Origin of the sequence: Acidovorax sp. 99, assembly GCF_003096455.1 — a bacterium.
GTDB classification, from domain to species: Bacteria; Pseudomonadota; Gammaproteobacteria; order Burkholderiales; family Burkholderiaceae_C; genus Acidovorax; species Acidovorax delafieldii.
Genome location: NZ_QEKU01000001.1, coordinates 164,456 through 186,723, shown reverse-complemented (window position 1 = coordinate 186,723; position 22,268 = coordinate 164,456). Strand labels below are relative to the sequence as shown.

Genomic DNA, 22,268 nt, shown 5'->3' with positions numbered 1-22,268 from the left:
GCCGGGAGGTGCTGCAAACACCGACCAGCCCCTGACCATCAATCACTGTTTAGGAGTGAGCAAATGGCTAAGCAAACTGTAAATCAATCGCTCAGTAGCGAAGACCTGACCAATATTGACGACCTCAGCAAGAAGTCGGCACAACTGGACGCCCTCATGTACATGACTTACGGGGAAGGCGGTGAAGTGTTTCGCAGGAGCTCGGACAAGGTTCAAGAGAACTATCTTTGGGCATGCGCCGAAATTGCATCCGAGGTCAGAGCCTTATCCGAAAAGCTCGCCCTGGCGTAACGGGCCCCATATCCCGGCACTGGGCCCGAATTGGGGCCATTGAGTCGGAAAAAGACGGGTAGCAAAGGTGTGTCACCACCTATGCCACCCTGACCAAGCCAACCTATTCAGGAGGTCAGCATGGCTTATTCGATTGTCCCCCAAAGCAATCCTTCCACTGCGTTACTCGATGGCGTCTTTCGGTCAGAGGGGCACTACTTCGACGCCTTCGAAGGCTCGATTGGCGCTCTGGTTAATGCGGGATTGATAACGCCTGCCGAGCTTGAGCCCCAAGAGAGGCGCGCCCCTGGCTACACCGCATTTCTTCCTGGCGGGCAGTCGTGCCCGCCTGGCAAGAAGGCATGGCGCACCCCTGGGTATCGAGCGATTCGCCAGCGTGAGTGCGGCACGATTCGCGTTGAAATCACTGTCTCAAAAGAAGTGCAGGCGGAACGCAGAGCCGCCAAGCGCGCCCAAGAATACGAAGCTGAACAGGCTCGAATCAATGACGAGATAGAGCAGCGGGGCCATCTGTTCCGAGGCTGGGAGTTAGCCCAATTCGTTGGCAGCCGGGGGGAAAGCTGGGAGGGCACCAAGACGCAATTGCAGGCCGCTGGGTTGGGGGTTGGTATGCAGTACCCCGGCGAGCCAGGGGCAAAGAAACAGGCGCTGTTCCGTTGTCCTCTTGGCTTTGAATTTCGTGTCTCACTGCCACTAGACCGGGCAAAGGCTGCCGCTGGAATCTACTTGGCATTGAGTGATTTCGCGCCAGGGGAAACACAAGAGCAGCGGCGCGAGGTTCGTCAGGCTGTGAACAACGCGGGCAAATCGAGTGCCGTTTTCAGAGCGGAACGTGCAGATTTTGCCGAGCTGGCACTCAAGCTAATTTGGCGTGAGGTGTTCTGTAAGGCAGATGGCGCTATTCGGTTTGACCTACCAGAAGACGGGGCGATTTATGCCAGCCTTGGCGAAGCCTTCCAGACGGTGCGGGACGCAATCAAGCAAGCTCCCATCATCTCGGATGCGCAACTTGAGGCAGCTCTAAGGGCCAAGGTTGGGGCAGCAGCGGCTAGAAACGACTCTGTGCTGCAGGCAGTGCTTCGTGAAGCCATGAAGCCAAGCATTCCAGCGCCTTTGTCGGATGCAGGCTGAGGTTTGCCATGTCAGCCGAAAAGTTACTCCAGCGGCCAATCTATGGCGGCGCTTTTGGTGACGATGGCAGGTACTCCCTGGCTAGCGTTCCCTGCGTTTCTAGGGGCCTGCACGCAACTCGCTACATGGTGGTTCAGGCCCAAGCTGGTTTGGTGCTCAGCGTGTCGGAGGACAAAACCGAAGCGCTTGCCCTGGCCCGTCAGCGATTGAGCGCGGCTAACGACAAGCGCCAGCCGCCAAACCTTGCGACTGAACAAGGGGAGCTATGGCCCGATGAGCCGCTACTAAGCCCCGTTCCGGCTCCTGCTCCATACGTTTCCCGGCGCAGGCGGGAGATTTTCGAGCGCTCGCTGGGGCTGTGCCACTACTGCCGCACACCAATTGAGCTGTTCGGTAAGTGGCACATTGAACATCAACTACCTCGCGCACTGGGCGGGGGTGACGATGCATTGAATCTAGTCGCCGCTTGTGTTCCGTGCAACCTCAGAAAGAGCGACAGCACTGCCATCGAGTTCGTGACGCAGGGGGCTGGCGCCGCATAGACTAGGTTTGCCCCAGCTAGGCCCGCGAACCGAAGAGCGGGACTCCCTGCCCGCCTGCTGGGGCTTCATTCAGGGCTCGCTTAGGGAAGCGATGACATATCTACCAAGGCTGGCAAGCGTCGCGCAAGCGTGCGAATGGCTAGCAAGCGAAACGGGCGAGGAGTGGACGCTGCAGAGGCTCATGGAGTACCGGTTGCGCCCTTATTTCTGGCTAGAGCATCACCCAGATATCCCACAGCTCACGGGCGGTAGGCCTGAGGGTGTGATGGTGGAGATGGTGTTCGCTGGAGACATTCAGCGGCTTGAGTTCGATGGGGCCAAACCATTCGTAACGATGTTTAGGACTCAGGATGGGCGGTTGCTCAAAACAGAACCTGGATTTCACGTACCTCTTGATGAGCTGCGATTCAAACGAGAAGAAGTCGAAAGCGCTGCATCTAAATCCGTCGATGGCAGGGAAATGATGAAGCAGTTGGACGGCGCAAATTTGGAGCGGCCTATCGCGGACCGGGCCGCAGATGAAAAGCTACCGTTCAGTGTGTACGTGCAGGAGGGGGAGCTTATTGACTTCGCTGCACTACCGCACATCGTGGCGAAAGCCATGTACCCGGGGGACTCTGACCTTAACCAATATGCCGTAACTCGGCTCAACCTGGATGACGAGCTTTTGAATGCGGTTAAGCAAGGGGAGCTGATTGTCCGTAGCCGCTCGGGTATGGGGGAAATCAAATGGGCTATACCAAGGCAGCTAGAGGGTGGGGTGTTGCTGCCCTTCGAGCTTCGCTCGTATCTCCGAAAGAGGGGCATACAGCTCGTTCTTTTGCCTCATGGTAGCGGCCCGAAATACTGGACTATTGAAAACGCGGCAGGCGCGATAGCGCTGCAAGAGGGGATGCACGACGAGGCCAGGGGAAGTCTTCTCGACGCCATGGTGGATGCGGCCAATGCAGACGATATGACGGTGCGCGACCCTCACACTTGCTTGCCGTCGCGCCCGAAGCTCGTCAGGCCGTTTTACGAGTTGGTTACCCATGACGATGTGAATTCTTGGCTAGGACGAAGCGGCGCCCCTTATCAATGGATGAGCGAGGAACCAACCAGCCCAGTCCCACAAGGCCCAGTAGTCGTTATGGTGGATGGGCGCGCTGCGTTACCTGTTCGCGCCATTCCCTACATCACCGGATGGGGGTTGCCTCCCGACGAGATTGCAAAGAACCTGGCGCGGAAGACGGATGCGTTCGCGCGTATGCAGCACACGGTAGCGTTTCATCTGGTTGGCAATACCCCCGTGAAGATGCAGCCCGTTGAATGGGATGCCTTTGCGGTGAAGCTTGATGCATTTGCGGCAGAGCTACGCGCGCGACTTCCAGATGATGAGCCAGCAGACCAGCGAGGCTACGCGGAGTGGCGTCAGAAGGCGGTAGTTCTGCTTCCCGCTGGCGTATTTGTGTGGTTCGATGAGTATGAAAGGGACCACCGCAGAGATTTCTCTGTTGATACCGTTTCTTTCACCGACGAGCGAGGCGGAGAGCGTGCACTGAACCTCGCCCCTTATATGGACGCGGCCACCCTGGCAACGGTCTTAGAAGGCTTTGAGGCATGCCATCAACGCCAAGGCGCAGCTGGCACCCAACCAGCTTCGGACGACTTGATTGAATTCCGGGCATGGTGTGACGCTACGCTGAATGCGGCCGACTGGTGGGCCCTGTCCGACCTTCAGCCAAGTGAAGCGGCGATGCTTCTTTGCCAACAAGACCCACACGCAGCGCCTGAGCCTGAAAAGACCACAACTTCAGAAACGACACCTCTCGACTATCGCAAGTTGCTCCGAGCATTCGAGGATGTCGCGAAAAGCCAGCCTGGCCCCAAAGCCCTGAGCGATTGGCATCAACATGCGAGAGCCGGGAGATTGAAGTATCACAGCTGGATTGATAGGTATTCAATGTCCGTGGAGACGGGCAGCAACGCTGTTGACGAACAACAAGCAGCCGCGAGTACGGAAGGGGGGAAAGTCCCGGTGCCCGACTTCAAGCTGTTAGCCACCAGAGAGCAGCTCATAGAAGCGTACGGTAGGTTCACAGGCATGGATGCATCATGGTTCAGCAACCTCAAAGACGTCCCGGCTCTATTGGCGGCTAGAAAGGTTGCTGGACAGGGAGGCCGTGGGCGTATTGCCGAGCCGTTGTTCTGTCCATTTGAGGTAATGAGATGGCTCTCTGATAGCAAGCGGCGAAAAGGCAGGCCATTGCAGGCGGAAAAAGCTTGGGAGCTGTTCGAAAAAAACTTCCCAACTGTCTACAACGTCCACTCGGTTGCCGACCCCCGCACAGGCGATTGACCGGGGCAAAAACCCATATTGGGCGGGGTTTGGGGCACAAATTGGCCGGGGTTACAGAGTGAATTTGCCCGGGGTTTGCTAGGCACAAGTTACCCCGCCATCGCAATACAGCCATGTTCAACAAACCCAAGGGGTTCTGAAGTGGCTGCAAAGACTATTCAACTTACGCCATTGGCTCAGGAGGTGCGCTCAGCGCTGCCGACTCCTGAAGCCGCTGTGCACCTGAACCGCTCCCAACAAACGCTGCGTCTGTGGTCGATGCGCAAGGATGGGCCATTGGTCCCGCTGCGAATCAATGGGCGGCTGGCTTGGCCTGTTTCCGAACTGCGCCGGGTTCTGGAGGTGGCGCAATGAGTGCATCCAATACAACCAGTTTCGATGCACTGCCCGCTACGGGATTCATCCGGCAGGCCCAGCTGATTCCACATGTTGTGCCGTTCTCTTCGGCAACGCTCTGGAGGCGCTGTAAGTCTGGGGAGTTCCCTAAGCCTGTGAAGCTTTCTGAGCGGGTTACCGCCTGGCGCGTTGGCGACGTGCGGGAATTCCTTGATGCGCAGCAAAAGGGGGGCCGGAAATGAAAACGCCCGACCCCACCAAAGCAGAATCGAGCGCCCCGAACAGCGCAAAGTTTACAGGCACTGACAACCCGCGTCACCTGCGCGCAATCGACGCACTCCTGCGCCGCCCAATCCCCCGTGAAGCACTGGACCGCATTGCAGGGGCCAGCAACTCGCCAGAGCTTGTTGCAGAGCTGCGGCGCCGTGGTCTGGAGATTCCGTGCGAGCGCATCAGCTTCACCGACCGCGACGGCAAGGAGTGCCGCCCTGGCGTCTACAGCCTGACCAAAGCCGACCGCCGAAAAATCTACCAGTGGATGGCACGCCGCATCCGTGGAGGTTGCGGGCATGGCAAACGGACGCTCTAAGAGCGGCAAGGGCGATTCAGGGCGAGATTCCGGGGGCTTCATCGCTCTGCCGTGGTCTGTCCTGGATTGCCCCGCCTACAACCGTCTATCCATGCACGCACGCGCCTTACTCCTGGAGGTGGCCAGGCAATTCGTCCGCGACAACAACGGGCGGTTGTTGCTCTCACGGGCCCACATGCAAACCAGGGGCTGGAAGTCGGCAGACATGCTGAGCAAGGCCAAGCGCGAGCTGCTGGAAGCGGGATTCATCTACGAGACGGTGAAGGGCCAGCGCCCCAACAAGGCGAGTTGGTACGCCGTCACCTGGCGAATGCTGGACAGACATCCCGGCTACGACATGGGCGCGGTTGAGGGCTTTGTGCGGGGTGCGTATCGCAATGCGAGCGCATCCAAAAACACAACCCTTAGCCCGCCCCACGGTACAGGGAGGCTTTCCATAGTACCGCCCCACGGTACAGGCGAGCCCCTCTCTGTACCGCCCCACGGACCTATGAGGGCCAGTTTTGATGCCCTCTCTGTACCGCCACACGGACACCATCTAGATATGCCATCTGCAGTTGCAAGTTAGGCAGCAAAGGAGCAAGCATGCAAACCAAACTCACTCATCACGACCTGGTCGCTGAAGAAGTAAACGACGAACACGGGCGTGCAATTCTGTTGACCCAACAGGACGGGCTTGAAGAGCCGCGTTCGGTAATTGTTCACCCCTGGCAACTGCGGGCGGTCTGCGAAGAGTTCGGAATCGTCGCCAGCGATGAGCAGGCCGCAAAGACTATCCACACCCTGCAGCGGCGCATGACGGGCCTCCTAGGCCGTATTGAGCACCTTGCCGGGTGGATGACGAACCACAGCGACCAGCGACATGCGGACCTCACCTACGAAATAACGCAGTTGCAGGCACTCCACGACCTCGCAAGCGAATGGTGCGCGGAGTTTGCGGACAACGTGCGGACACATTGCGGACAGGATGCGCAGGCCTCTTCGCGGGGTGGAGCCGCGCCGCAGCAACCCGGCTTGCCAGGTCTATAAGGGGTGCGCCATGAATGACCATGCGCAGCAAGTAGAGCGGGCCTTCCGGTTTGGCTTCACCTCTGGCATAGCGGCTGCAGCTTCAAGGCTGACGCTGACGCAGCAGCAACTTAGAGCGATGGAGGTGTGGCACTCGCGGCTGCAGGTGTGGCGAGATGAGCCTGTCGAGTACCCCGAAAAGTGCTGGCCGGATATTGATGAAGGGGCAGGACGATGACCAATAGACCACCACCGCCTGAGTGCCTAGCCTTGGGACGATATGTCGCCGCGCCGGTGGAAAAGTCCCAGCGACCACGAGGCCGCCCCAAGACCAGGACGGACGAGCACTACGCAGCACTACATGCGGAATACCAGCGCATCAGCGAGTGGTTTACAGCTTTTGTCGGCAGACCAGCGAAATCGGATTCCGAACTGTTGTTGGCATTCTTTGGAGAGCACTATGCGGAAACCGGTCACTATTGAACACTCAATCCACTTCGACCTAAACACCCAATCCGGTTCAACCTGAACACTCACTCTGAATCGTCGTGAACACCGCGCCGCTGCTCATGGTCAACGGTCCGACGTCGCAGACATGGGTATTGCGTCATGGACAAGAGTTCAGCATTACGATCAGGGTACCGGCGTCGCAAACGGGAGGCGTGCAACATGAACGCTGGTTCGGCACGGTAGACAGCAAGCCGGTTTCGCAAGCACGGTTCTGTTCTTCTGAACATCGGTCCGGCACGATGATCAACGTGCATGCATCTTGCGCGGCAGTTCAGCGCGAAGAATACCGGACCGGCGTCGCAGACGCTGTTCTTGCGTCGTGAACACCGGTCCGGCAACGTGATCAGCTGGTCATCAGCTTCTTCGCTTTGAGCTTGCGCATCGATTCCCCCTTGAGGGAAACGCGATGTGCTTGGTGGACAACACGATCAAGAACTGCGTCGGCGAGCGTCGGATCTGGGAAGAAGGAATGCCACTGATCAGTTGGAAACTGGCTGGTAATCAGAAGTGATCCCGTTCGCATCCGGTGGTCAACCACATCAAGCAGCACCTGCGCGGCCTGCGGGGTGATTTCACCTAACCCAAAGTCGTCCAGGACCAGCAAACTTGGTTTGACCAAGCGAATCTTCAACGTTGCCAGGGAACCATCCAGGATGGCAGTGCCGACCTCTTCGTAGAGGTCACTTGCCTTCACAAACATTGTTGGGAGTCCCATGCGGCACATCTGGGTTCCAAAAGCACAGGCGAGCCATGTTTTGCCTACCCCAGTGGGGCCCGACACGATCAGATTGAGTCGCTGGCGAACCCATTCGCCACTCGCAAGCGTGGCAATGAGTGATTTCTCAAGGCCTCTGGTCGGTCGGTAGTCAGCATCCTCCAGCGATGCTTTTTCTGGGAACCCTGCAGCTCGAATCAGCCGATTTAGCTTCTTGGATTCACGCTCCGAGGCTTCGCGTTCCACCAACAGTGCAAAGCGATCGTCAAAACTCAGTTCGTGAAGCTTGGGCTGCTGTTGCTGGAGTGCGTAGGCTTCGGCCATGTGCGCCAGTCGCAGGTCGCGCAATCGATTGATGGTCAACTGGAAGCTCATGCGGCACCTCCGAAGTACCCCGCGCCGCGCAGGTTGTCATGGCTGGGACGGAGAGCTGCCGGGACTGTCTTATTGACGCCCTTGTCGGGAGATTTTTTCAAGATCGATTCGATGCTGCGCAGCGCCGTGATGTTCAGAGGGAGTGCATATGCGCAAACCTCTTCAAACCTTGTTTCCCCATGGATTCGCGCCATGTCGCGCATTCGCCGTGCGGCCCTCAACCCGTTCGTCAGGTCGCTCCGATCTTGCAAGTGATGCTGGAGCATCTTCTGCGTGTTCGGACCCACTGTATCGGCCCACAGCAAGAGCGCTTTGGGCTCTCCTTCGAGGACGCGCGTGTGCGCAATAGGTCGATGCTCAGGAAAGGTTTTTACCGAACCTTCGCCATCCGCCAGGCTATGCAGTGCGACACGACGCCCCCGCGACATGATTTCCAGTTGCGAAGCTGTGATGCGCAAATCCACGCGTTCACCACGCAGCTCGTAGGGCGTCGAGTAGAAGTTCCTTTCGTGCTCGACGTGGTAGTCATCCCCAACGCGCACGCCGTATCGCCAATCGCTCATTTCGAACGGGGCTTCCGGCAGCGGCTGCAAAGCAGCGCGTTCCGTTTCTTCGAAGCGCTGGAGCCGACTGCCGCTCATCTTTTTGAAGAGGCGAGCATTCACGATTTTCGTTCGTCGCTTCAGTTCAGCGTTCAACTCGGCAACGCTGAAGAAATCAAAGTCGCGAATGCGAAATAGCACGAGGCGCTGAACGATCTGAACGCCCACTTCCGCTTTTGCTTTTTCCTTTGGCTTGCGGGCACCCGTCGGTAAAGCCGCCGTACCAAAGTGGGTCAAACAAGCTCGGTACGACGGATTGAGCGTCACTTGGCCCTCTGCTCGTCGGATCACTGCGGCTTTGAGGTTGTCGGTAACGACCCACTTTGGCACGCCCCCCAGATTGGCGAAGCAAGCATCGTGGCACTCCAGCCAATGGGGTACCGTCTGCGACGGGACCGCGTGCATGAAGATGTAGTTTGAATAGCCAAGGACTGCGACGAAGATTTGCGCCTCGATGGAAGGGCCCCCGTCTCGCGAGCGCACTGTCACGGTCGTACCGGCGAAATCGACGAAGAGTTTTTCGCCTGGAACATGGACCTTGCGAAACACTATGTGTTGCTGCCTCGTCCACTTGCGAAAATTTTCTGTGAACTGCGAGTAGCCAATGCCTTCAGGGCAGATGGCACGCCACTCCTGCCATAACGCTTCCAATGTGGCATCCGGGCGCTGCATTTGCTCGTAGACCCAGTTCCAGTCCGGCGCCTGCTTTCGCTGGGCAACGCCTCTATCCTCGTTGCCAAGGGCCGCAGTCCAGGCGTCGTCGTCTAGATCGAAGAGGTTTTGTGGGATGTCTCTGGTGGTGAGAAGTGTGCGTAGAGCAATGATGGAGTTCGTTGAAACGCCGACCACGCGGCTGATCGCGCGGCTCGATTGCTTGAGGTCGTAAAAATGCAAACGCGCGATTTCGCGCTGTAGGTGGATAGGCAGACGCAAGGAAAAACTCCTGACAAAAGACCCGGCGGTACTGGCCGGGTAGGGCGAGTTCACCCCGCACGCCCTCACTCGACGATTGACGAGTGAAGAAGCGCAGCCCATAATGCCTTCACAAGTCCTCACTTGTCCGGCAGAAATGCTGGCGCGACGCCCGAGCAGCCCCTCGGGCGTTTGCGTTTGGGGTGGAGAAAACTGTTTAAGGGGGCGACGCATCCCTTTCTTCTTTGGCCACTTCGCTACGCATGTCGGCGAGCCAATCCGCGACGTCCAGCGTCAGCGCAAACCACCCCCGCCGATTCGGCACCGTGAACAGTGGAACGGCCACTTGACCACGACGCCGCGCCTGTCTCAGCGACGCAGCGGTTCGGTGCCCCAGCGCCGCTGTCAACGCCTGTCCGCCCAACAAAGGACCGTGCAGCCGCAGCATGGATTCGCGCATTTGCTGCTGCAGTAATGGGACGTTGGATGGTTGGGACACGGGGCTAATCCGGGACGAGATACACAAGTCACGCAGTGTTCGCTACCAGCCGGCTTAGCGCCACCCGCACCGATAATCTGAATTTCTCTACTCCAGACAGCAAAATGGCTTTCATGCCGACGGTGACCAAGCCTGGGCCAGGGCGTCCACCCAAAAACCCAGTTGACAAGATCAGAACGCGCCTGTGGATCTGCTGGCTTAAGCAGGTATCAGGGCTGCGCTCGGCATACGCCATCGAAATGGCCCTTGACGGCGATCGCGTGAAACGGCGTGCCACCGATGTGAACCGCCCTCGCAAGTGGGACGGCTACGAGAAAGGAACAACGGTTCCTTCGACAGCGCCTGGGCCGCGCAACGCCATTGCGCAAGCTGAGGCGCGGTTTCCAGGTGCTGCGCGCTACTTTTTCAGCCCACTGTGGAGCTACCTGAAAGGTGAGCTTGTAGGCGCCGCCCAATTTGCACAGGCGATCCAGATGCTGGACGCCGACGTCGTTTCCCTTCTGTTCGAGGACACGCCCCCCAGTCCGGGAATGCCTGTGCGTCCAAAACCGTTTGACGATTCCAGGGCCCAGCGGTTGTGCGCACTGGGCAGTTTTGATGCCATGGTGGCAGCGGTGTTGTTGGCTGGCTTGGCAGAGTCAATTGCATCGCAAGAACTCCGGGTGCGGGCGCTGAGCGCCTATTTGGAGCTTCAGGTCCGGGTCCGACAGATTCCCATCCTAGCGACCCTCGCGCCGGAGCTGTTTATGTTGATTGACCAACATTGCAAGCACTGGGCTTACCCGTCGCCCAGTGAGCGGGTCGAGATCGTGATTTTTTCTCAGGAGATGCCCACTGGGAAGGACTTGGAAGACTTCCTGCGCTCTGCCGTGGCCCCCAATGACGAGGCCCCGGCCTCGATTCCCGCGCCATTCCTTTTTGGTGACCCACAACAGGTGGGTTGAGGGGCCTCAAAGAAGTTGTTGGAGACGTGTTACTAACTGCGCCCCGTCGGCGCCGGTAAGTCCTGTGGCGCCATCTACCAAGAGCAGTGAGCTGCAGAAGGGACGGTAATTCCAAGATCGGTCATCGAGTGCCAGCCATGGCAAATGCTGCACTCCATTGGTCCACCGCCACGCATGGCACTCTGCCTCCCTTGGGTAGCTGACCAAGGTATCCGGCACATGTTTCAGATCGCTGAATGTCGGCGTGACACCAGCAATCCTTGCCGCTATATCCCGAGAAAACCTTTGCCGCAGGGCGTCGAGGGATTGTTCCAGGCGCCATGTGCTGGTGATCACGACTTGGCATTCGGGCACCTGCTGCAATGCACCCTCCAGGATAGGCATGCAGCAGAAGTGCTTGGACTCATGACAATGCTCGGGGTGCAAAACGCCATCAATATCAAGAAACAGGATGGGTATGTCCTGGCCTCTTGAACAGATTTCCAACATAGGCGGATTTTTCTACGACAGTAGCCTGTCAATGGGACTAGTTGGTCGTGGTCTTTTTGGTCTCATTGGGAGGAAATCGGATGAATGTCTTCCCGAAAGCGTGTTCCACCCCAAGCCGACTTTGGTCGGGCGCTGCAGCAACTGCGCGCTGCTCGGGGACTGGTGCAGGAAGACATGTTGCTGGCCACCAGCCGCCGCCACATCAGTCGCATTGAACAGGGTCATCAGGTACCCAGTATCCGCACCATTGAAGTGCTGGCCGAGCAGATGCAAATTCATCCATTGACACTGGTCGCTGCCGCCTACTGTCCGGATCTCGACGCCGCCTCGGTCAGCGAACTCCTCAAGACCATCAAAACGGACTTCCAGGGCATGGCGTCGGATTAGGCGTGGCAAGCCGAATCGGCTTGCTCCCTGGCGTCTTGAATCAGCATTTGAAGACCTTGTATCAGCCCGGTGCCAATGGGAGTGGCGTCTTGGCGCTGTAGCATGCGATTGACGATCTCCCGATCAACGGCGGTGCTGAGCAAGCACAGCGCCTCCTGCAGAGTTGCCATGCCGACCTCCAGACTGTCGCCCGAGCGTTTTGCGCCCGCCTTGGACAGGAGCAGTAGGGCAAGGGGCAAGGCTGCACGAGTCGGGTCGTGATCCCCGTTCCAGCTAACACCAGACAGAAGATCTCTGAACTGGTCTGACACCAGCAGCAATTGCTTGTCATCCAGCGCATCCGGCAAGATCGCTTCCCATCCCCTCGACATGATCAGGCTCATCATGTCCTGTGCTCCAAATTTTCCGAGAGTCGCTTTTTCCAAACGCAGCATCATTCTTCATTCAAGTTAATATGAGACCAATTAGTCCCGTTCTGGGCCGTGGCGTGCGAAGATAGCGGAGCAGGGATGCCATTTCTGTGTTCTAAGTACGCACTCCTCTGAATGGAAACAATCAGGTTGCCCTATTGCGCTTGAGGAGGCAACCAGCCTGTTGCCTCAGATCTTTTCACCTTGAAAAACCGCCTGAATCTCACCCGCTTGGCCGAACTTGACAGACAGTTTTGCGATTTCGCGAAGCTGCAGCCAGCTGCCGCGCCAAGGTGCGGCTGGACAAAGACGGTCCGATTGGCGCTGGGCATGAGTTCCCAAGCACTGGGAGAGCGTTTGGGAGTGTCAGCTCAGGGGGCCCGTAAACTGGAGCAGGCCGAGGCAAACGGGAACATTACGCTGAACACCCTAGCGCGTCTGGCACATGGACTGGATTGCGAAGTGCGCTACGTGTTTGTTCCTCGGACCAGCTTGGTGGAACAGGTGCTCAGACGTACCCATGAAGTGGCCGGGTTCCCGATGCCGTCAGTGTTTGCTGCGACCGATGCTCTGACGGAGGCGCAAAGACTGCAAGCCCTGTCCGTCGTACTTGCCCAAGTGAATAAGCGAGGTCTCTGGTGAGTCAGACGAGCCTCGACGTGCAAATTGAAAACAACACGCGCGTGTTAGCAACCATGCGCCTGATACATGCCCCTAAAAGGCAGGCATCGCTCTGGCACTGGCCGTTGTTGATATCGTCGACGCAAAGCAAGCCTCCGTTGTCACCTCTGCGAAAGCATGCCCCACCGGGGCGTCGTCTTTTTGGGCGGCAGCGGATCGCGCTCGGGCTGTTTTGCATCAGCGCTTGAACGCCAGCACCAATACGCCTGACGCAACCAGCGCGATCCCTGACCACTCCCGCAGGGATGGCCTCTCACCCAAAAAGAGGACGGCAAACAGGGCGACCAGCACCAGGCTGAATTTGTCTACTGGCGCGACCTTGGATGCATCGCCAATCTTGAGTGCCCGGAAGTAGCACACCCAGGACGCCCCGGTGGCCAGTCCCGACAGGCCCAGGAAGAGCCAGGTCTTCGGAGGCAGACCCATGGGGTTGGTCCATTTGCCCGTCAACACCACAAAGACAGAGAGCACGACGATGATGATGGCCGTGCGGATGAGTGTGGCCAGATCCGAATCCACACCCTGGATGCCAATCTTGGCAAAGATGGCGGTGAGCGCTGCGAACACTGCGGATAGTGCCGCCCAGTAAAACCAGCCCGTCGAAGTTGTCATGTCAGCCTCCTGTCCTTATTCAGCTTGCGGTCCGGTCATGCCGAACTCAATCGGCGTCTTGACGTAGAACACGTTGATTTTTTCATCCCGTAGACGCTGGAAAAATCGCTCAGCGTCGGGTGTGCTCACGGCCATGGTGACCTCGATGGGCTGGTCTGCCAAGTCGAAGAAGTGGGCCGAATGCAAGCGGCCGTCATGGCCCACACCCTCGCTCGCAGCGATGAGCGTGACCCCATTGATGCCCATCTCGCGCGCTGTCTCGACCAACCACTGCGCCAGAGGCTTCCAGCCGTGCCGACGGTCTTGTTGGGTAAAGAATGTCAGTTGATAGCCTTGCATGCAGTGCTCCTAAGGAAGTGGTTTGAAGGTGGCAACGGTGGCCAAGCCCAGCAAGGTCATGGCCAGCGAGCCCAGAACGTGCGCAGAAATAGCGGCGCAGGCCCACAGCCAGCGGTTTTGCTGGATCTGTGCGGTGACTTCTGCTGAGAACGTTGAGAAGGTGGTCAGTCCGCCGAGGAAACCGGTGACGATGATCAGCCGCCACTCTGCTGACAGGCCCGTGTGCTGCCCAAAGAAGGCGAGCGCGATGCCCATAAGGTACCCACCCAGCAGGTTTGCCAGCCAGGTACCGGGCGGAACAAGCGGGAAAAGTGCGTTGAATGCGTTGCCAAGTGCCCAGCGCAACACCGCCCCCACCGAGGCGCCCATCGAAATGGCTAACAGCGAGCGGATCATGTCGATTCCGTCGTGTTGCTACAAGGCCAGCTCACACTGGAACAGCACCGCGTGCACATGACGTAGCTCCTGCGTATGCTCTTTCACAAAGTGCCGCAGCCGGTCTTCGCTATCGATCAACTCCATGCACAGCGGATGATGCGCCGACGTGGATTCGATGTGGTGGTGGGTGAGCTTTTTGCCAGGCAAGTAGCCCGCGTGCACGTTGTGCACGATGGCCTGGTGGATGCCCGCCAGGCGCGCTGCTTTCAATAGATGGTGACTCAGCGCGGGGGCGGACAGGTGGTGCCAAAACCGCGTGGGCTTGGCGCGGGCTGACTGGGGGAAATACAAGCGCAGTGCGGTCATGTTCTGCATGGAAGGGCCTCAGAGTTCTCGGGATTCGGTGCTGGCGCGTTCACGCTCGGCCTTGCGATATGCAGGTAGCTCGCCCAGCTTGATGCCCTCGGGGGCGTGGCGGTGCTTGGCGTGACCCACCCGTTGCGAGCGGTAGATGCCGGTATGGCCCGAGAACAGATAACTCACCATGCACGCGATGGCCGCATAGACACCGATCTCCGTGCTGAACAGTTCCATGGCCATCAGGGTGGAGGCAATGGGGGTGTTGGCAGCGCCCGCGAACACGGCCACAAAGCCAATGCCAGCGAGCAACGCCACCGGCATGTTGAAGAGCGGCGCCAGTGCGTTGCCCAGGGTGGCGCCGATGTAGAACAGCGGCGTGACCTCCCCGCCCTTGAAGCCCGTGCCCAGCGAGGCAATGGTGAACGCCATTTTGGCGGCAAAGTCGTAGGGCGCCAGCGGTTGCTGGAAGGCCTCCACAATCGTGGGAATGCCCAGTCCGATATAGCGGTCGGCGCCCAGGTACCACGCAGCGGCAGCCACCACAGCGCCGCCCAGGAAGGGGCGCAGCGGTGCGTAGCGCACATGCTTCTTGACCCAGGCGCTCAGTGCATGGGTTGCATCGGCAAAAATCTTGCCTGTGAGCCCGAACAGTGCTCCCGCGATGATCATGACCGCCAGCGGCCACAGGGCGATGGGGGGAATGGCACCCATCGCGTAGTGGGTGTGATGCACTCCCCACAGCAGTCCGACCTGATCGGCCACGATGGCTGCAACCAGGCAAGGGAACAGTGCGTCGTAGCGCAGTCGCCCAATGGCCAGGACCTCCAGCCCAAAAATGGCACCTGCGAGCGGCGTACCGAAGACCGATGCAAAACCTGCGCTGATGCCCGCCATCAGGATGATGCGGCGATCCTCGTGCTTGAGCTTGAAGACGTGGGTGAACTGATCTGCCAGCGCCCCGCCCATCTGCACAGCGGTGCCTTCACGCCCCACGGAGGCACCAAACAAATGGGAGATGACGGTGCCTCCCAAAACAAGCGGAGCCATCCGCAGCGGGATGACCTTTTTGGGATCGTGAATTTCGTCAATCAACAGGTTGTTGCCTGCCTCGACATGTTGGCCAAAGCGCAGGTAGAGCCAGCCCACTGCAAAGCCTGCCAAGGGCAGCAACCCGATGAGCCAGCGGTTGGCTATCCGGGTCCCCGTGGCCCAGTCCAACGCAAAAAGGAAGAAGGCCGATGCTGACCCGGCCAGGGCGGCCACGGCACTGGCGAGCACCAGCCATTTGCCCAGATAGGGCAGCAAATCGAATAGTTCGGGGCGTCCGGAAGGCTTCATTTACGTCCTGTTGTTGTCTATGTTGCGAAAGCACAGACAAACCCGGACGAGTGGCCATTGCGTGGACGCGAGCCTACATCACCCCCCGAGCGGGAATGTCTGTAGGCATCATCAGCACTTCTGCCCGTGGGCAGGAGGCGGTTGAAGGAGGAATGCCATCTCCAAGTTCGTAATCGTACCAGCCATTGGAGAGTTCAGGTGGAATCCTTCAAACCGGCATCTGGGCGGATCAGCTTCACCAATTCGGGCAACCGCTTGGCCACTGCCTGCTCAGCCTCCAGCGCGATGCTGGTGTAGACCTTCAACACCTTGGCCCCGGTCGGGGTGAGCTGCGCCCCGCCACCTGCATTGCCCCCGCGCTGCGTGAGAACCAGCGGCTCGATGAAGTCGTTGTTCATGGCCCGCACCAGTGACCACACCCGTTGGTAGCTCATGCCCAGGCGGCGACCGGACTCTGCAATCGAGCCCGTTTCTACAATCGCCTGCAGCACATCGGCCTTGCCCGGACCAATCGCCACCGCGTGCTTGAGCTGTACCCGGAAGCGTGTTTTGGACTCCAGCGGGGATGAACTGAGGGTGGGTTTGATCATCGTCAGATTGTCGCCGAGCGTGCTCGGCAGCCTCCGCAGTGCGGTCGTTATACTTTCGATTGGATATCGCTCGCTGCAGATATCGCCCGACTCCTTGGTGGGTTTCGATGCCCCCGATCAGCCCATCAGTCCCGTTTCTGCAAGGACCTCCCATGCGCACGCTCTTGTCCCTGATTCGCTCCTGGTGCGCTACTGCGCTCATCGGCCTGGCCATCGCGGCACCGCTGCATGCCCAGACAGTGCAACCCACGGTGGCGGCTGCGTCCGATCTCAAGTTCGCGGTGGAAGAAGTCGCTGCCCGGTTCGAGAAAGAGACAGGTCACAAGCTGCGGCTGGTCTTCGGCTCATCGGGCAACTTCAAGACGCAAATTCTGCAGAACGCCCCGTTCCACCTGTTTATGTCGGCCGACGAGGGTTTTGTGTACGAGCTGGCCGATGCGGGCAAGACCGTGGACCGAGGCCGGGCCTACGCGCTGGGGCGGATCGGCATCATCGTTCCCGCTGGCTCGGCGCTCAAAGCCGATGGCGAGTTCAAGGACTTGGCTGCGGCGATCAAGGACGGCCGCCTGCAGAAGTTCGCAATTGCCAACCCTGAGCACGCCCCCTACGGTGCGCGTGCCAAAGAAGCTTTGCAGCATGCCGGACTGTGGGATGCCGTGCAGCCCAAGCTGGTGCTTGGCGAGAATATCTCCCAGACCGCCCAGTTCGCCACCTCGGGCTCAACCCAGGGGGGCATCATTGCCCTGTCACTGGCGCTGTCCCCCTCCGTGGCCAAGCTCGGTACGTTCCAGCTCATCCCTGAGGCATGGCACCAGCCCCTCAAGCAGCGCATGGTGCTGGTCAAAGGCGCACCGCCCGCTGCCCGCGCGTTCTACGAGTACATTTCGACGCCCGCCGCGCAGGAGATTATGGTGCGCTACGGCTTTGCAATGCCCAAGGAATAAAGGTTCGGTGCACCCCTCATGGATTGGCAGGCCCTGGTACTTTCTGTGGAACTGGCGGCGGCGACGCTGCTGGTGCTGTTGCCCGCCGGTCTGCTGCTAGCCCGCTGGCTGGCCTATACGGGGTTCAAGGGCAAGTCCTGGGTCGAGGCCCTGGTGGTGCTGCCCCTGGTTCTGCCGCCGACCGTGCTGGGGTACTACCTGCTGGTGTCTCTGGGGGGCGGCTCGGCAATTGGCCGTTGGATGGTCGACACCCTGGGGGTGCGGCTGACGTTCAACTTCTTAGGGCTGCTGATTGCCTCGGTGGTGTTCAACATCCCATTTCTGGTCCAGCCCGTGCAGCGGGCCTTTGAGGCCATTCCGCGCAATTTGAGCGAGGCGGCTGCAGTGAGTGGGTTGAACGCTTGGCAGACCTTCTGGCGCGTGGAACTGCCGCTGGCTTGGCCTGGGATTCTGTCGGCCATGGTGCTGACGTTTGTGCATACCCTGGGCGAGTTCGGCGTGGTGCTGATGGTGGGCGGCAGCATCCCCGGAGAGACCAAGACCATTGCGATCTCCATCTACGACCGGGTGCAGTCCTTTGATCTGGCGGGGGCCAACCAGATGGCCTTGGTGCTGGTGCTGTTCTCTCTGGTGGCGGTAGGAGCCTCGTTCTTTGCCTCTGCGCGTCTGGCGGTGCGCCGATGAGCACTACGGGAGCAGCCGTGGCGCTGGAGCTTGAAGTCGAACAAACGCTACCCATGCCACTCAGTGGCAGCCTGCGCTGTGGGCCGGGTGAACTGGTGGCGCTGGTGGGGCCTTCGGGTGCGGGCAAGACCTCCATGATGCGGGTGCTGGCGGGCCTGATGCGGCCCGAACGGGGGCGTATTGTGGTCGGCCAGGAGGTGTGGTGCGACACCGCCCAGGGCATTTTTGTGCCGCCCCAACGCCGCCATGTGGGCCTAGTGTTCCAGAACTATGCCTTGATGCCGCACCTGAGCGCGCTGGGCAACGTGGCGCTGTCGCTGCTGCATCTGCCCTCAACCGAGCGTGCGGTCCAGGCGCGGCGATGGCTGGACCATGTGGGTTTGACCCAGGAGCAACAGTCGCGCAGACCCTCGCAGTTGTCGGGAGGGCAGCAGCAGCGCGTGGCGGTGGCCCGTGCGCTGGCGCGTGAGCCCAGGCTGATGCTGCTCGATGAGCCGTTTTCTGCGGTAGATCAGATGAACCGGCAGGGCCTGTATCGCCTGTTGGCCGACCTGCGCCGCGAGCTGTCCGTGCCCATCGTGCTGGTCACACATGACCTCAATGAAGCCCGCATGCTGGCCGACCGGCTGGTGGTCATGGACGCCGGACAGGTGCTGCAGCAAGGAACGCCAGCCTCCATCCACAATGCCCCGCGCAATGCCCGTGTGGCGGACTTGGTGGGAATCCAGAACCGCTATCGAGGGCAGTGGCTAGGCGCGATGGATGGCGCCCCAGGCTATGGGCGCATGCTTTGGATGGGCGGTGACGAAACGAGCGAGGCCCCCATCCTGACCGTGCGGGACAAAGGGAAGATCCAATCAGGCCAGGCCGTGCACTGGATCATCCCCAGCGATGGAATCACGCTGGTTGATTCGACCGCCCCTCGCATGATCGACGCCAGCGATTGGGACGCCCAAGTGCTGGAGGCTCGCCACTTGGGGGAGATATCTCTCATCACACTGGCACTCAAAGCTGTTCCGGACGCCCGACTGCTGCTAACGCTATCTGGCCCTCAGCGCCAAGGAGTGGGCGTGGGGGGTGTTGTCAGAGTGCGGCTGGACTTGAGCCGGGTGCATGTCATGCCGATGCGTTCACGCTGAGGTATCTGCCGAGATTGCCTTCGCTGCCAGATATACTCACCGCAGGGTGTCGCGGCCACTAAGGCGCGGCAGGTTCATGCGAAGGTCGGGCCGCCTCGCGGTTTTTCTACGACCTATGAACCCCTCTCTGATTCAGATCATTGGCGCCGTGCTGTTTGCGCTGGCCGTCGCCCACACCTTCTCCACCAAGTTTTTCGAGCAACTGGCTCACAAGCAAACGCGCCATGCGGGCATATGGCATTTGCTGGGTGAGGTGGAGGTCGTTTTTGGATTCTGGGCTATGGTGTTGATGCTGTTCATGTTCGCCATCAACGGCAAGCAGGACGCCACGGCCTATCTGGATTCCCGAAATTTCACCGAGCCTCTTTTTGTGTTCGCGATCATGGTGGTCGCCGGTACCAAACCCATCCTTCAGCTCGCCGGATCGCTGATTCGATTTATCGCACGGTACACCCCGCTGCCGCGTGGCATGGCTCTGTACTTTCTGATCCTCTCTGCGGTGCCGCTGCTGGGATCGTTCATCACAGAGCCTGCCGCAATGACGCTTGCCGCGCTCATGCTGCGCGATACGCTGTTTTCTCGGGACGTGTCCACACGCCTCAAGTACGTCACCCTGGGGGTGCTGTTTGTGAACGTGTCGATTGGCGGGACGCTGACCCCGTTTGCCGCGCCTCCCGTCCTGATGGTCGCGGCCAAATGGAACTGGGACATCTGGTTCATGATCGCCAACTTTGGCTGGAAGGCAGCTATCGCCGTCTTGATCAATGCGGGCTCGGCCATGCTGCTGTTTCGCAATCAACTGGGCCACCTGGCCGCAAAACCCAAGAGCGATGAGGCCACGGTCCCGGTAGCCGTGATTTTGGTACACCTGATGTTCTTGGTGCTGGTGGTCGTCTTTGCGCACCATCCCGCCGTGTTTTTGGGATTGTTTCTGTTCTTCCTGGGCTTTGCCACAGCGTATCAGCGCCACCAGAACCCCTTGATTCTGCGTGAGGCCATGCTGGTCGCTTTCTTCTTGGCCGGGTTGGTGGTGCTGGGAGGAATGCAGCAATGGTGGCTGGAGCCGGTGCTCATGGGGATGGATGCCAACGCGGTCTTCTTTGGCGCAACGGCCCTTACGGCGATCACCGACAACGCAGCGCTTACCTACCTAGGCTCCCTGGTGGAGGGTCTGAGCCTGGAGTTCAAGACGGCACTGGTTGCGGGCGCCGTGACAGGTGGAGGGTTGACGCTGATAGCCAATGCGCCCAATCCCGCTGGGGCGGCCATTCTCAAGGAAAAGTTCTCGGATGGCGCCATCCAGCCTCTCGGCTTGTTGATTGCTGCGCTTCCTCCGACGATTGTGGCGATTCTGGCTTTCAGGCTCCTCTGACGGAGCACAAGGCCCACTGCTGCTCTACGGCTTCTTGGCGATGACCAGCAACCCAGCCACGATCAGAGCCGCGCCAATCGCCATGCGCAGTGTGATGACCTCGCGCAGCAAGACCCAGGCGAGCAACATGGCCACCACCACGCTGCCCTTGTCGATCAGTGCGATCGTGGCCACATCGCCCACCTTGAGCGCCTTGTAGTAGAAAATCCACGACAACGAGGTCGTGACCCCGGACAGTCCAAGCCACAGGAGGTTCTTGCCGGTGACCGTGGACAGCTCCTGCATGGGTACGGCCCAGGCAGCAAACATCAGCACGAAGCCAAAGACAAACAATGTGCGAATGGTGAGGCCAAGCTCGCCGGAGATGCCATTCAATCCTATCTTGGCAATCACCGATGTGAAGCCCGCAAAAAACATGGAAATGACGGCGTAGGTAATCCACTTGTCCATGGCTAACACTTTCCTTCAGAAAGGGTGACACGCACCCCACCGCCTCTCACTTGGCCGAGAGCAGCTTGAGCCCAACAATGCCCGCAATGATGAGCCCGAAGCACAGCACGCGCAAAACGCTGCTGTCCTCGCCCAGCACCACCACCCCATAGACCGCAGTGCCTACGGCGCCAATGCCTACCCACACCGCATACGCGGTGCCCACGGGGATACTCCGGGTGGCCAGCGACAGCAGATACATGCTCAGCGCGATGAACACGCCGCAAAAAACGCTGGGCCAGAGGCGAGTGAACCCATCCGTGCGCGGCATGGCGGCGGCGTAGAAAATCTCGCAAACACCTGCAGCCACCAAATAGACCCACCCCATCCATCACCTCCTGTTCACGGGCTGCGGTAGGCAAGCCCGTCATGCACCGGATTGTCGCGTCCCAGTCGTCAGCGCATGACCAGCACGGGTACTTTGCTCATGCGCAGTAGCGTTGTCGTTGTGCTCCCAATCACCAGGTGGCGGATACGTGAGTGCCCGTAGGCGCCCATGACCAGCAAGGCAGCGCCTTGCAACTGCGGCAGCTGAGGGAGTGTGTTGTCGGGATCGCCTGGCAGCAGCGTTGCCTCCACTGCGAACCCGGCTTCCTCCAGCAGACCCTTGGCCACGCCCAACTGCGCGTGTGCCGCAGGTGTGTCTGCCGCACACATGGCCACCAACGCAGGCAGTCCCTTGAGCATCGGGCTGCGGGCCACCGTCTCCGCCATCTTGAGGGCCGTCGGGCTGCCGTCATAGGCCAGCACGAACCGCTCAGGCGGCAAAAAATGCTCTGCTGTCGCCACCAGAACCGGTCGTTTGACTGCACGGATCACCCGCTCAAGGTGATGGTCCAGATGCAGCCTGCTGCCAGCAGTCGCCTGGTAGTGCTCGCCCAACACGAACAGGCGGGCGTCGGGCTCCAGCTCGGTGACCGTATCCACAAAATCGCCATGGCGCATGCGTCCATCCACCTGCTGCACCCCGAGGGCCGTGGCGCGCGCCTGGGCGCTGGCCAGCATCTGGCGCCCAGCCTCCTGGGCCAGCTTGCCCCGCTGGGCATCCAAGTCGCTCAGTTGCTGAAGCAGCATCTCTTGTGCGCCCAAGCCGATGGCCCCGCTGAAGTCAGTGACGGCGGTGCTGTCCGGGTCGCGCTCCAGCACATGCAGCAGTTCCAGCGGAACGCCCAGGCGATTGGCGGACCATGCGGCCCAGTCGATCACGGCAGTGCTTGTCTTCAAGCCATCAATACAGGCATAGACCTTGTTCATGGGGTGTCTC

General features: G+C 59.7%; 30 protein-coding genes and 1 riboswitch. Of the genes, 16 read left to right on the top strand and 14 right to left on the bottom strand.

The genetic code is table 11. From position 1 onward, the window contains the following. Positions 1–63: 63 nt before the first annotated feature. From C8C95_RS00995 to C8C95_RS23450, 9 genes are all read left to right on the top strand, one after another. A complete protein-coding gene (locus C8C95_RS00995; protein ID WP_116747339.1) occupies positions 64–291 on the top strand; it encodes a hypothetical protein in 228 nt (75 codons plus the stop codon). A gap of 120 nt (positions 292–411) precedes the next feature. After that, on the top strand, positions 412–1,422 hold the full coding sequence (locus C8C95_RS00990) for a hypothetical protein (protein WP_133246196.1): 1,011 nt from the start codon (positions 412–414) through the stop codon (positions 1,420–1,422). A gap of 723 nt (positions 1,423–2,145) precedes the next feature. Next, positions 2,146–4,302 (top strand): hypothetical protein, encoded by a 2,157-nt coding sequence (locus tag C8C95_RS00980; RefSeq protein ID WP_133246195.1) that lies wholly within the window; start codon positions 2,146–2,148, stop codon positions 4,300–4,302. A gap of 141 nt (positions 4,303–4,443) precedes the next feature. Beyond that, positions 4,444–4,656: a helix-turn-helix domain-containing protein gene (locus C8C95_RS00975; protein ID WP_243415607.1), complete on the top strand. Its 213-nt coding sequence runs from the start codon at positions 4,444–4,446 to the stop codon at positions 4,654–4,656. Beyond that, on the top strand, positions 4,653–4,880 hold the full coding sequence (locus C8C95_RS00970; RefSeq protein ID WP_116747336.1) for an AlpA family phage regulatory protein: 228 nt from the start codon (positions 4,653–4,655) through the stop codon (positions 4,878–4,880). Before C8C95_RS00975 ends, C8C95_RS00970 begins: the two co-directional genes overlap by 4 nt. Next, the gene (locus C8C95_RS00965; RefSeq protein WP_116747335.1) at positions 4,877–5,227 is read left to right on the top strand and encodes a hypothetical protein; all 351 of its coding nucleotides are present in this window, start codon (positions 4,877–4,879) and stop codon (positions 5,225–5,227) included. Before C8C95_RS00970 ends, C8C95_RS00965 begins: the two co-directional genes overlap by 4 nt. 585 nt (positions 5,228–5,812) lie before the next feature. Beyond that, positions 5,813–6,256, top strand: coding sequence for a hypothetical protein (locus tag C8C95_RS00955; protein WP_243415606.1), 444 nt, complete (start codon positions 5,813–5,815; stop codon positions 6,254–6,256). Positions 6,257–6,266: 10 nt separating this feature from the next. Then, the gene (locus tag C8C95_RS23455; RefSeq protein ID WP_133246194.1) at positions 6,267–6,473 is read left to right on the top strand and encodes a hypothetical protein; all 207 of its coding nucleotides are present in this window, start codon (positions 6,267–6,269) and stop codon (positions 6,471–6,473) included. Positions 6,474–6,783: 310 nt separating this feature from the next. After that, a complete protein-coding gene (locus C8C95_RS23450) occupies positions 6,784–7,068 on the top strand; it encodes a hypothetical protein (RefSeq protein WP_133246193.1) in 285 nt (94 codons plus the stop codon). A 20-nt stretch (positions 7,069–7,088) separates the two neighbouring features. On the opposite strand, the gene istB is transcribed toward C8C95_RS23450, so the two are convergent. The 3 genes from istB to C8C95_RS00940 all read right to left on the bottom strand — a co-directional run bounded on the left by istB (position 7,089) and on the right by C8C95_RS00940 (position 9,848). After that, positions 7,089–7,835: an IS21-like element helper ATPase IstB gene (gene istB, locus C8C95_RS00950; protein ID WP_066785918.1), complete on the bottom strand. Its 747-nt coding sequence runs from the start codon at positions 7,833–7,835 to the stop codon at positions 7,089–7,091. After that, entirely contained in the window at positions 7,832–9,370 is a 1,539-nt protein-coding gene (gene istA, locus C8C95_RS00945) for an IS21 family transposase (protein WP_116747334.1), read from the bottom strand. The genes istB and istA overlap by 4 nt, the downstream gene beginning before the upstream one ends. Positions 9,371–9,566: 196 nt before the next feature. Beyond that, entirely contained in the window at positions 9,567–9,848 is a 282-nt protein-coding gene (locus C8C95_RS00940) for a hypothetical protein (protein ID WP_207780553.1), read from the bottom strand. A gap of 35 nt (positions 9,849–9,883) precedes the next feature. Between C8C95_RS00940 and C8C95_RS00935 the strand changes: the two genes are divergently transcribed. After that, positions 9,884–10,792: a hypothetical protein gene (locus tag C8C95_RS00935; protein ID WP_133246192.1), complete on the top strand. Its 909-nt coding sequence runs from the start codon at positions 9,884–9,886 to the stop codon at positions 10,790–10,792. Positions 10,793–10,798: 6 nt separating this feature from the next. On the opposite strand, the gene C8C95_RS00930 is transcribed toward C8C95_RS00935, so the two are convergent. Then, complete coding sequence (locus tag C8C95_RS00930; protein ID WP_243415605.1) at positions 10,799–11,281, bottom strand: HAD domain-containing protein; 483 nt, start codon at positions 11,279–11,281, stop codon at positions 10,799–10,801. 84 nt (positions 11,282–11,365) lie between these two features. On the opposite strand from C8C95_RS00930, the gene C8C95_RS00925 reads away from it, so the two are divergent. After that, positions 11,366–11,668, top strand: a complete 303-nt coding sequence (locus C8C95_RS00925) for a helix-turn-helix transcriptional regulator (RefSeq protein ID WP_207780552.1) — start codon at positions 11,366–11,368, stop codon at positions 11,666–11,668. On the opposite strand, the gene C8C95_RS00920 is transcribed toward C8C95_RS00925, so the two are convergent. Next, entirely contained in the window at positions 11,665–12,105 is a 441-nt protein-coding gene (locus tag C8C95_RS00920; protein ID WP_116747333.1) for a hypothetical protein, read from the bottom strand. The two genes, C8C95_RS00925 and C8C95_RS00920, sit on opposite strands and share 4 nt — an antisense overlap. 177 nt (positions 12,106–12,282) lie before the next feature. Between C8C95_RS00920 and C8C95_RS00915 the strand changes: the two genes are divergently transcribed. Then, positions 12,283–12,720, top strand: a complete 438-nt coding sequence (locus C8C95_RS00915; RefSeq protein ID WP_116747332.1) for a helix-turn-helix domain-containing protein — start codon at positions 12,283–12,285, stop codon at positions 12,718–12,720. Between the two features lie 216 nt (positions 12,721–12,936). On the opposite strand, the gene C8C95_RS00910 is transcribed toward C8C95_RS00915, so the two are convergent. The 6 genes from C8C95_RS00910 to C8C95_RS00885 form a co-directional block, all read right to left on the bottom strand. Beyond that, positions 12,937–13,371 carry an EamA family transporter gene (locus C8C95_RS00910; RefSeq protein WP_116747331.1) on the bottom strand — a complete coding sequence of 145 codons (435 nt, stop codon included), beginning with the start codon at positions 13,369–13,371 and terminating at the stop codon, positions 12,937–12,939. 15 nt (positions 13,372–13,386) lie between these two features. Next, the gene (locus tag C8C95_RS00905; protein WP_066785905.1) at positions 13,387–13,710 is read right to left on the bottom strand and encodes a DUF190 domain-containing protein; all 324 of its coding nucleotides are present in this window, start codon (positions 13,708–13,710) and stop codon (positions 13,387–13,389) included. 9 nt (positions 13,711–13,719) lie between these two features. Beyond that, positions 13,720–14,106, bottom strand: a complete 387-nt coding sequence (gene crcB, locus C8C95_RS00900; RefSeq protein WP_066785901.1) for a fluoride efflux transporter CrcB — start codon at positions 14,104–14,106, stop codon at positions 13,720–13,722. Positions 14,107–14,124: 18 nt separating this feature from the next. Further along, on the bottom strand, positions 14,125–14,463 hold the full coding sequence (locus C8C95_RS00895; RefSeq protein WP_066785900.1) for a DUF190 domain-containing protein: 339 nt from the start codon (positions 14,461–14,463) through the stop codon (positions 14,125–14,127). 9 nt (positions 14,464–14,472) lie between these two features. After that, positions 14,473–15,786: a voltage-gated chloride channel family protein gene (locus tag C8C95_RS00890; protein ID WP_116747330.1), complete on the bottom strand. Its 1,314-nt coding sequence runs from the start codon at positions 15,784–15,786 to the stop codon at positions 14,473–14,475. Positions 15,787–15,881: 95 nt separating this feature from the next. Continuing rightward, positions 15,882–15,958, bottom strand: a riboswitch (Fluoride riboswitch). A gap of 22 nt (positions 15,959–15,980) precedes the next feature. Beyond that, entirely contained in the window at positions 15,981–16,376 is a 396-nt protein-coding gene (locus C8C95_RS00885; RefSeq protein WP_066785898.1) for a LysR family transcriptional regulator, read from the bottom strand. Positions 16,377–16,528: 152 nt separating this feature from the next. On the opposite strand from C8C95_RS00885, the gene modA reads away from it, so the two are divergent. The 4 genes from modA (at position 16,529) to C8C95_RS00865 (ending at position 20,515) form a co-directional block, all read left to right on the top strand. After that, positions 16,529–17,320, top strand: a complete 792-nt coding sequence (modA, locus tag C8C95_RS00880; protein ID WP_116747329.1) for a molybdate ABC transporter substrate-binding protein — start codon at positions 16,529–16,531, stop codon at positions 17,318–17,320. Between the two features lie 18 nt (positions 17,321–17,338). Then, positions 17,339–18,004, top strand: a complete 666-nt coding sequence (gene modB / locus C8C95_RS00875) for a molybdate ABC transporter permease subunit (protein ID WP_116747328.1) — start codon at positions 17,339–17,341, stop codon at positions 18,002–18,004. Further along, positions 18,001–19,143: an ABC transporter ATP-binding protein gene (locus C8C95_RS00870; protein WP_116747327.1), complete on the top strand. Its 1,143-nt coding sequence runs from the start codon at positions 18,001–18,003 to the stop codon at positions 19,141–19,143. Before modB ends, C8C95_RS00870 begins: the two co-directional genes overlap by 4 nt. Positions 19,144–19,258: 115 nt before the next feature. Beyond that, the gene (locus C8C95_RS00865; RefSeq protein WP_066785890.1) at positions 19,259–20,515 is read left to right on the top strand and encodes a putative Na+/H+ antiporter; all 1,257 of its coding nucleotides are present in this window, start codon (positions 19,259–19,261) and stop codon (positions 20,513–20,515) included. A gap of 24 nt (positions 20,516–20,539) precedes the next feature. On the opposite strand, the gene C8C95_RS00860 is transcribed toward C8C95_RS00865, so the two are convergent. The 3 genes from C8C95_RS00860 to C8C95_RS00850 all read right to left on the bottom strand — a co-directional run bounded on the left by C8C95_RS00860 (position 20,540) and on the right by C8C95_RS00850 (position 22,258). After that, a complete protein-coding gene (locus tag C8C95_RS00860) occupies positions 20,540–20,965 on the bottom strand; it encodes an EamA family transporter (protein WP_066785885.1) in 426 nt (141 codons plus the stop codon). Positions 20,966–21,011: 46 nt separating this feature from the next. Further along, positions 21,012–21,332, bottom strand: coding sequence for a multidrug efflux SMR transporter (locus C8C95_RS00855; RefSeq protein ID WP_066785884.1), 321 nt, complete (start codon positions 21,330–21,332; stop codon positions 21,012–21,014). 68 nt (positions 21,333–21,400) lie between these two features. Then, the gene (locus C8C95_RS00850; protein WP_066785880.1) at positions 21,401–22,258 is read right to left on the bottom strand and encodes a universal stress protein; all 858 of its coding nucleotides are present in this window, start codon (positions 22,256–22,258) and stop codon (positions 21,401–21,403) included. Positions 22,259–22,268 lie beyond the last annotated feature (10 nt).

Coding starts and splice junctions, on each gene's coding strand:
- C8C95_RS00885 (WP_066785898.1), bottom strand. CDS start 16,376: ATGATCAAACCCACCCTCAGTTCATCCCCGCTGGAGTCCAAAACACGC.
- C8C95_RS00925 (WP_207780552.1), top strand. CDS start 11,366: ATGTCTTCCCGAAAGCGTGTTCCACCCCAAGCCGACTTTGGTCGGGCG.
- C8C95_RS00895 (WP_066785900.1), bottom strand. CDS start 14,463: ATGCAGAACATGACCGCACTGCGCTTGTATTTCCCCCAGTCAGCCCGC.
- C8C95_RS00995 (WP_116747339.1), top strand. CDS start 64: ATGGCTAAGCAAACTGTAAATCAATCGCTCAGTAGCGAAGACCTGACC.
- C8C95_RS00870 (WP_116747327.1), top strand. CDS start 18,001: ATGAGCACTACGGGAGCAGCCGTGGCGCTGGAGCTTGAAGTCGAACAA.
- C8C95_RS00855 (WP_066785884.1), bottom strand. CDS start 21,332: ATGGGGTGGGTCTATTTGGTGGCTGCAGGTGTTTGCGAGATTTTCTAC.
- C8C95_RS00890 (WP_116747330.1), bottom strand. CDS start 15,786: ATGAAGCCTTCCGGACGCCCCGAACTATTCGATTTGCTGCCCTATCTG.
- modB (WP_116747328.1), top strand. CDS start 17,339: ATGGATTGGCAGGCCCTGGTACTTTCTGTGGAACTGGCGGCGGCGACG.
- C8C95_RS00860 (WP_066785885.1), bottom strand. CDS start 20,965: ATGGACAAGTGGATTACCTACGCCGTCATTTCCATGTTTTTTGCGGGC.
- crcB (WP_066785901.1), bottom strand. CDS start 14,106: ATGATCCGCTCGCTGTTAGCCATTTCGATGGGCGCCTCGGTGGGGGCG.
- modA (WP_116747329.1), top strand. CDS start 16,529: ATGCGCACGCTCTTGTCCCTGATTCGCTCCTGGTGCGCTACTGCGCTC.
- C8C95_RS00990 (WP_133246196.1), top strand. CDS start 412: ATGGCTTATTCGATTGTCCCCCAAAGCAATCCTTCCACTGCGTTACTC.
- C8C95_RS00930 (WP_243415605.1), bottom strand. CDS start 11,281: ATGTTGGAAATCTGTTCAAGAGGCCAGGACATACCCATCCTGTTTCTT.
- C8C95_RS00910 (WP_116747331.1), bottom strand. CDS start 13,371: ATGACAACTTCGACGGGCTGGTTTTACTGGGCGGCACTATCCGCAGTG.
- C8C95_RS00905 (WP_066785905.1), bottom strand. CDS start 13,710: ATGCAAGGCTATCAACTGACATTCTTTACCCAACAAGACCGTCGGCAC.
- C8C95_RS00850 (WP_066785880.1), bottom strand. CDS start 22,258: ATGAACAAGGTCTATGCCTGTATTGATGGCTTGAAGACAAGCACTGCC.
- C8C95_RS00865 (WP_066785890.1), top strand. CDS start 19,259: ATGAACCCCTCTCTGATTCAGATCATTGGCGCCGTGCTGTTTGCGCTG.
- C8C95_RS23455 (WP_133246194.1), top strand. CDS start 6,267: ATGAATGACCATGCGCAGCAAGTAGAGCGGGCCTTCCGGTTTGGCTTC.
- C8C95_RS00970 (WP_116747336.1), top strand. CDS start 4,653: ATGAGTGCATCCAATACAACCAGTTTCGATGCACTGCCCGCTACGGGA.
- istB (WP_066785918.1), bottom strand. CDS start 7,835: ATGAGCTTCCAGTTGACCATCAATCGATTGCGCGACCTGCGACTGGCG.
- C8C95_RS00965 (WP_116747335.1), top strand. CDS start 4,877: ATGAAAACGCCCGACCCCACCAAAGCAGAATCGAGCGCCCCGAACAGC.
- C8C95_RS00920 (WP_116747333.1), bottom strand. CDS start 12,105: ATGATGCTGCGTTTGGAAAAAGCGACTCTCGGAAAATTTGGAGCACAG.
- C8C95_RS00955 (WP_243415606.1), top strand. CDS start 5,813: ATGCAAACCAAACTCACTCATCACGACCTGGTCGCTGAAGAAGTAAAC.
- C8C95_RS00980 (WP_133246195.1), top strand. CDS start 2,146: ATGGAGTACCGGTTGCGCCCTTATTTCTGGCTAGAGCATCACCCAGAT.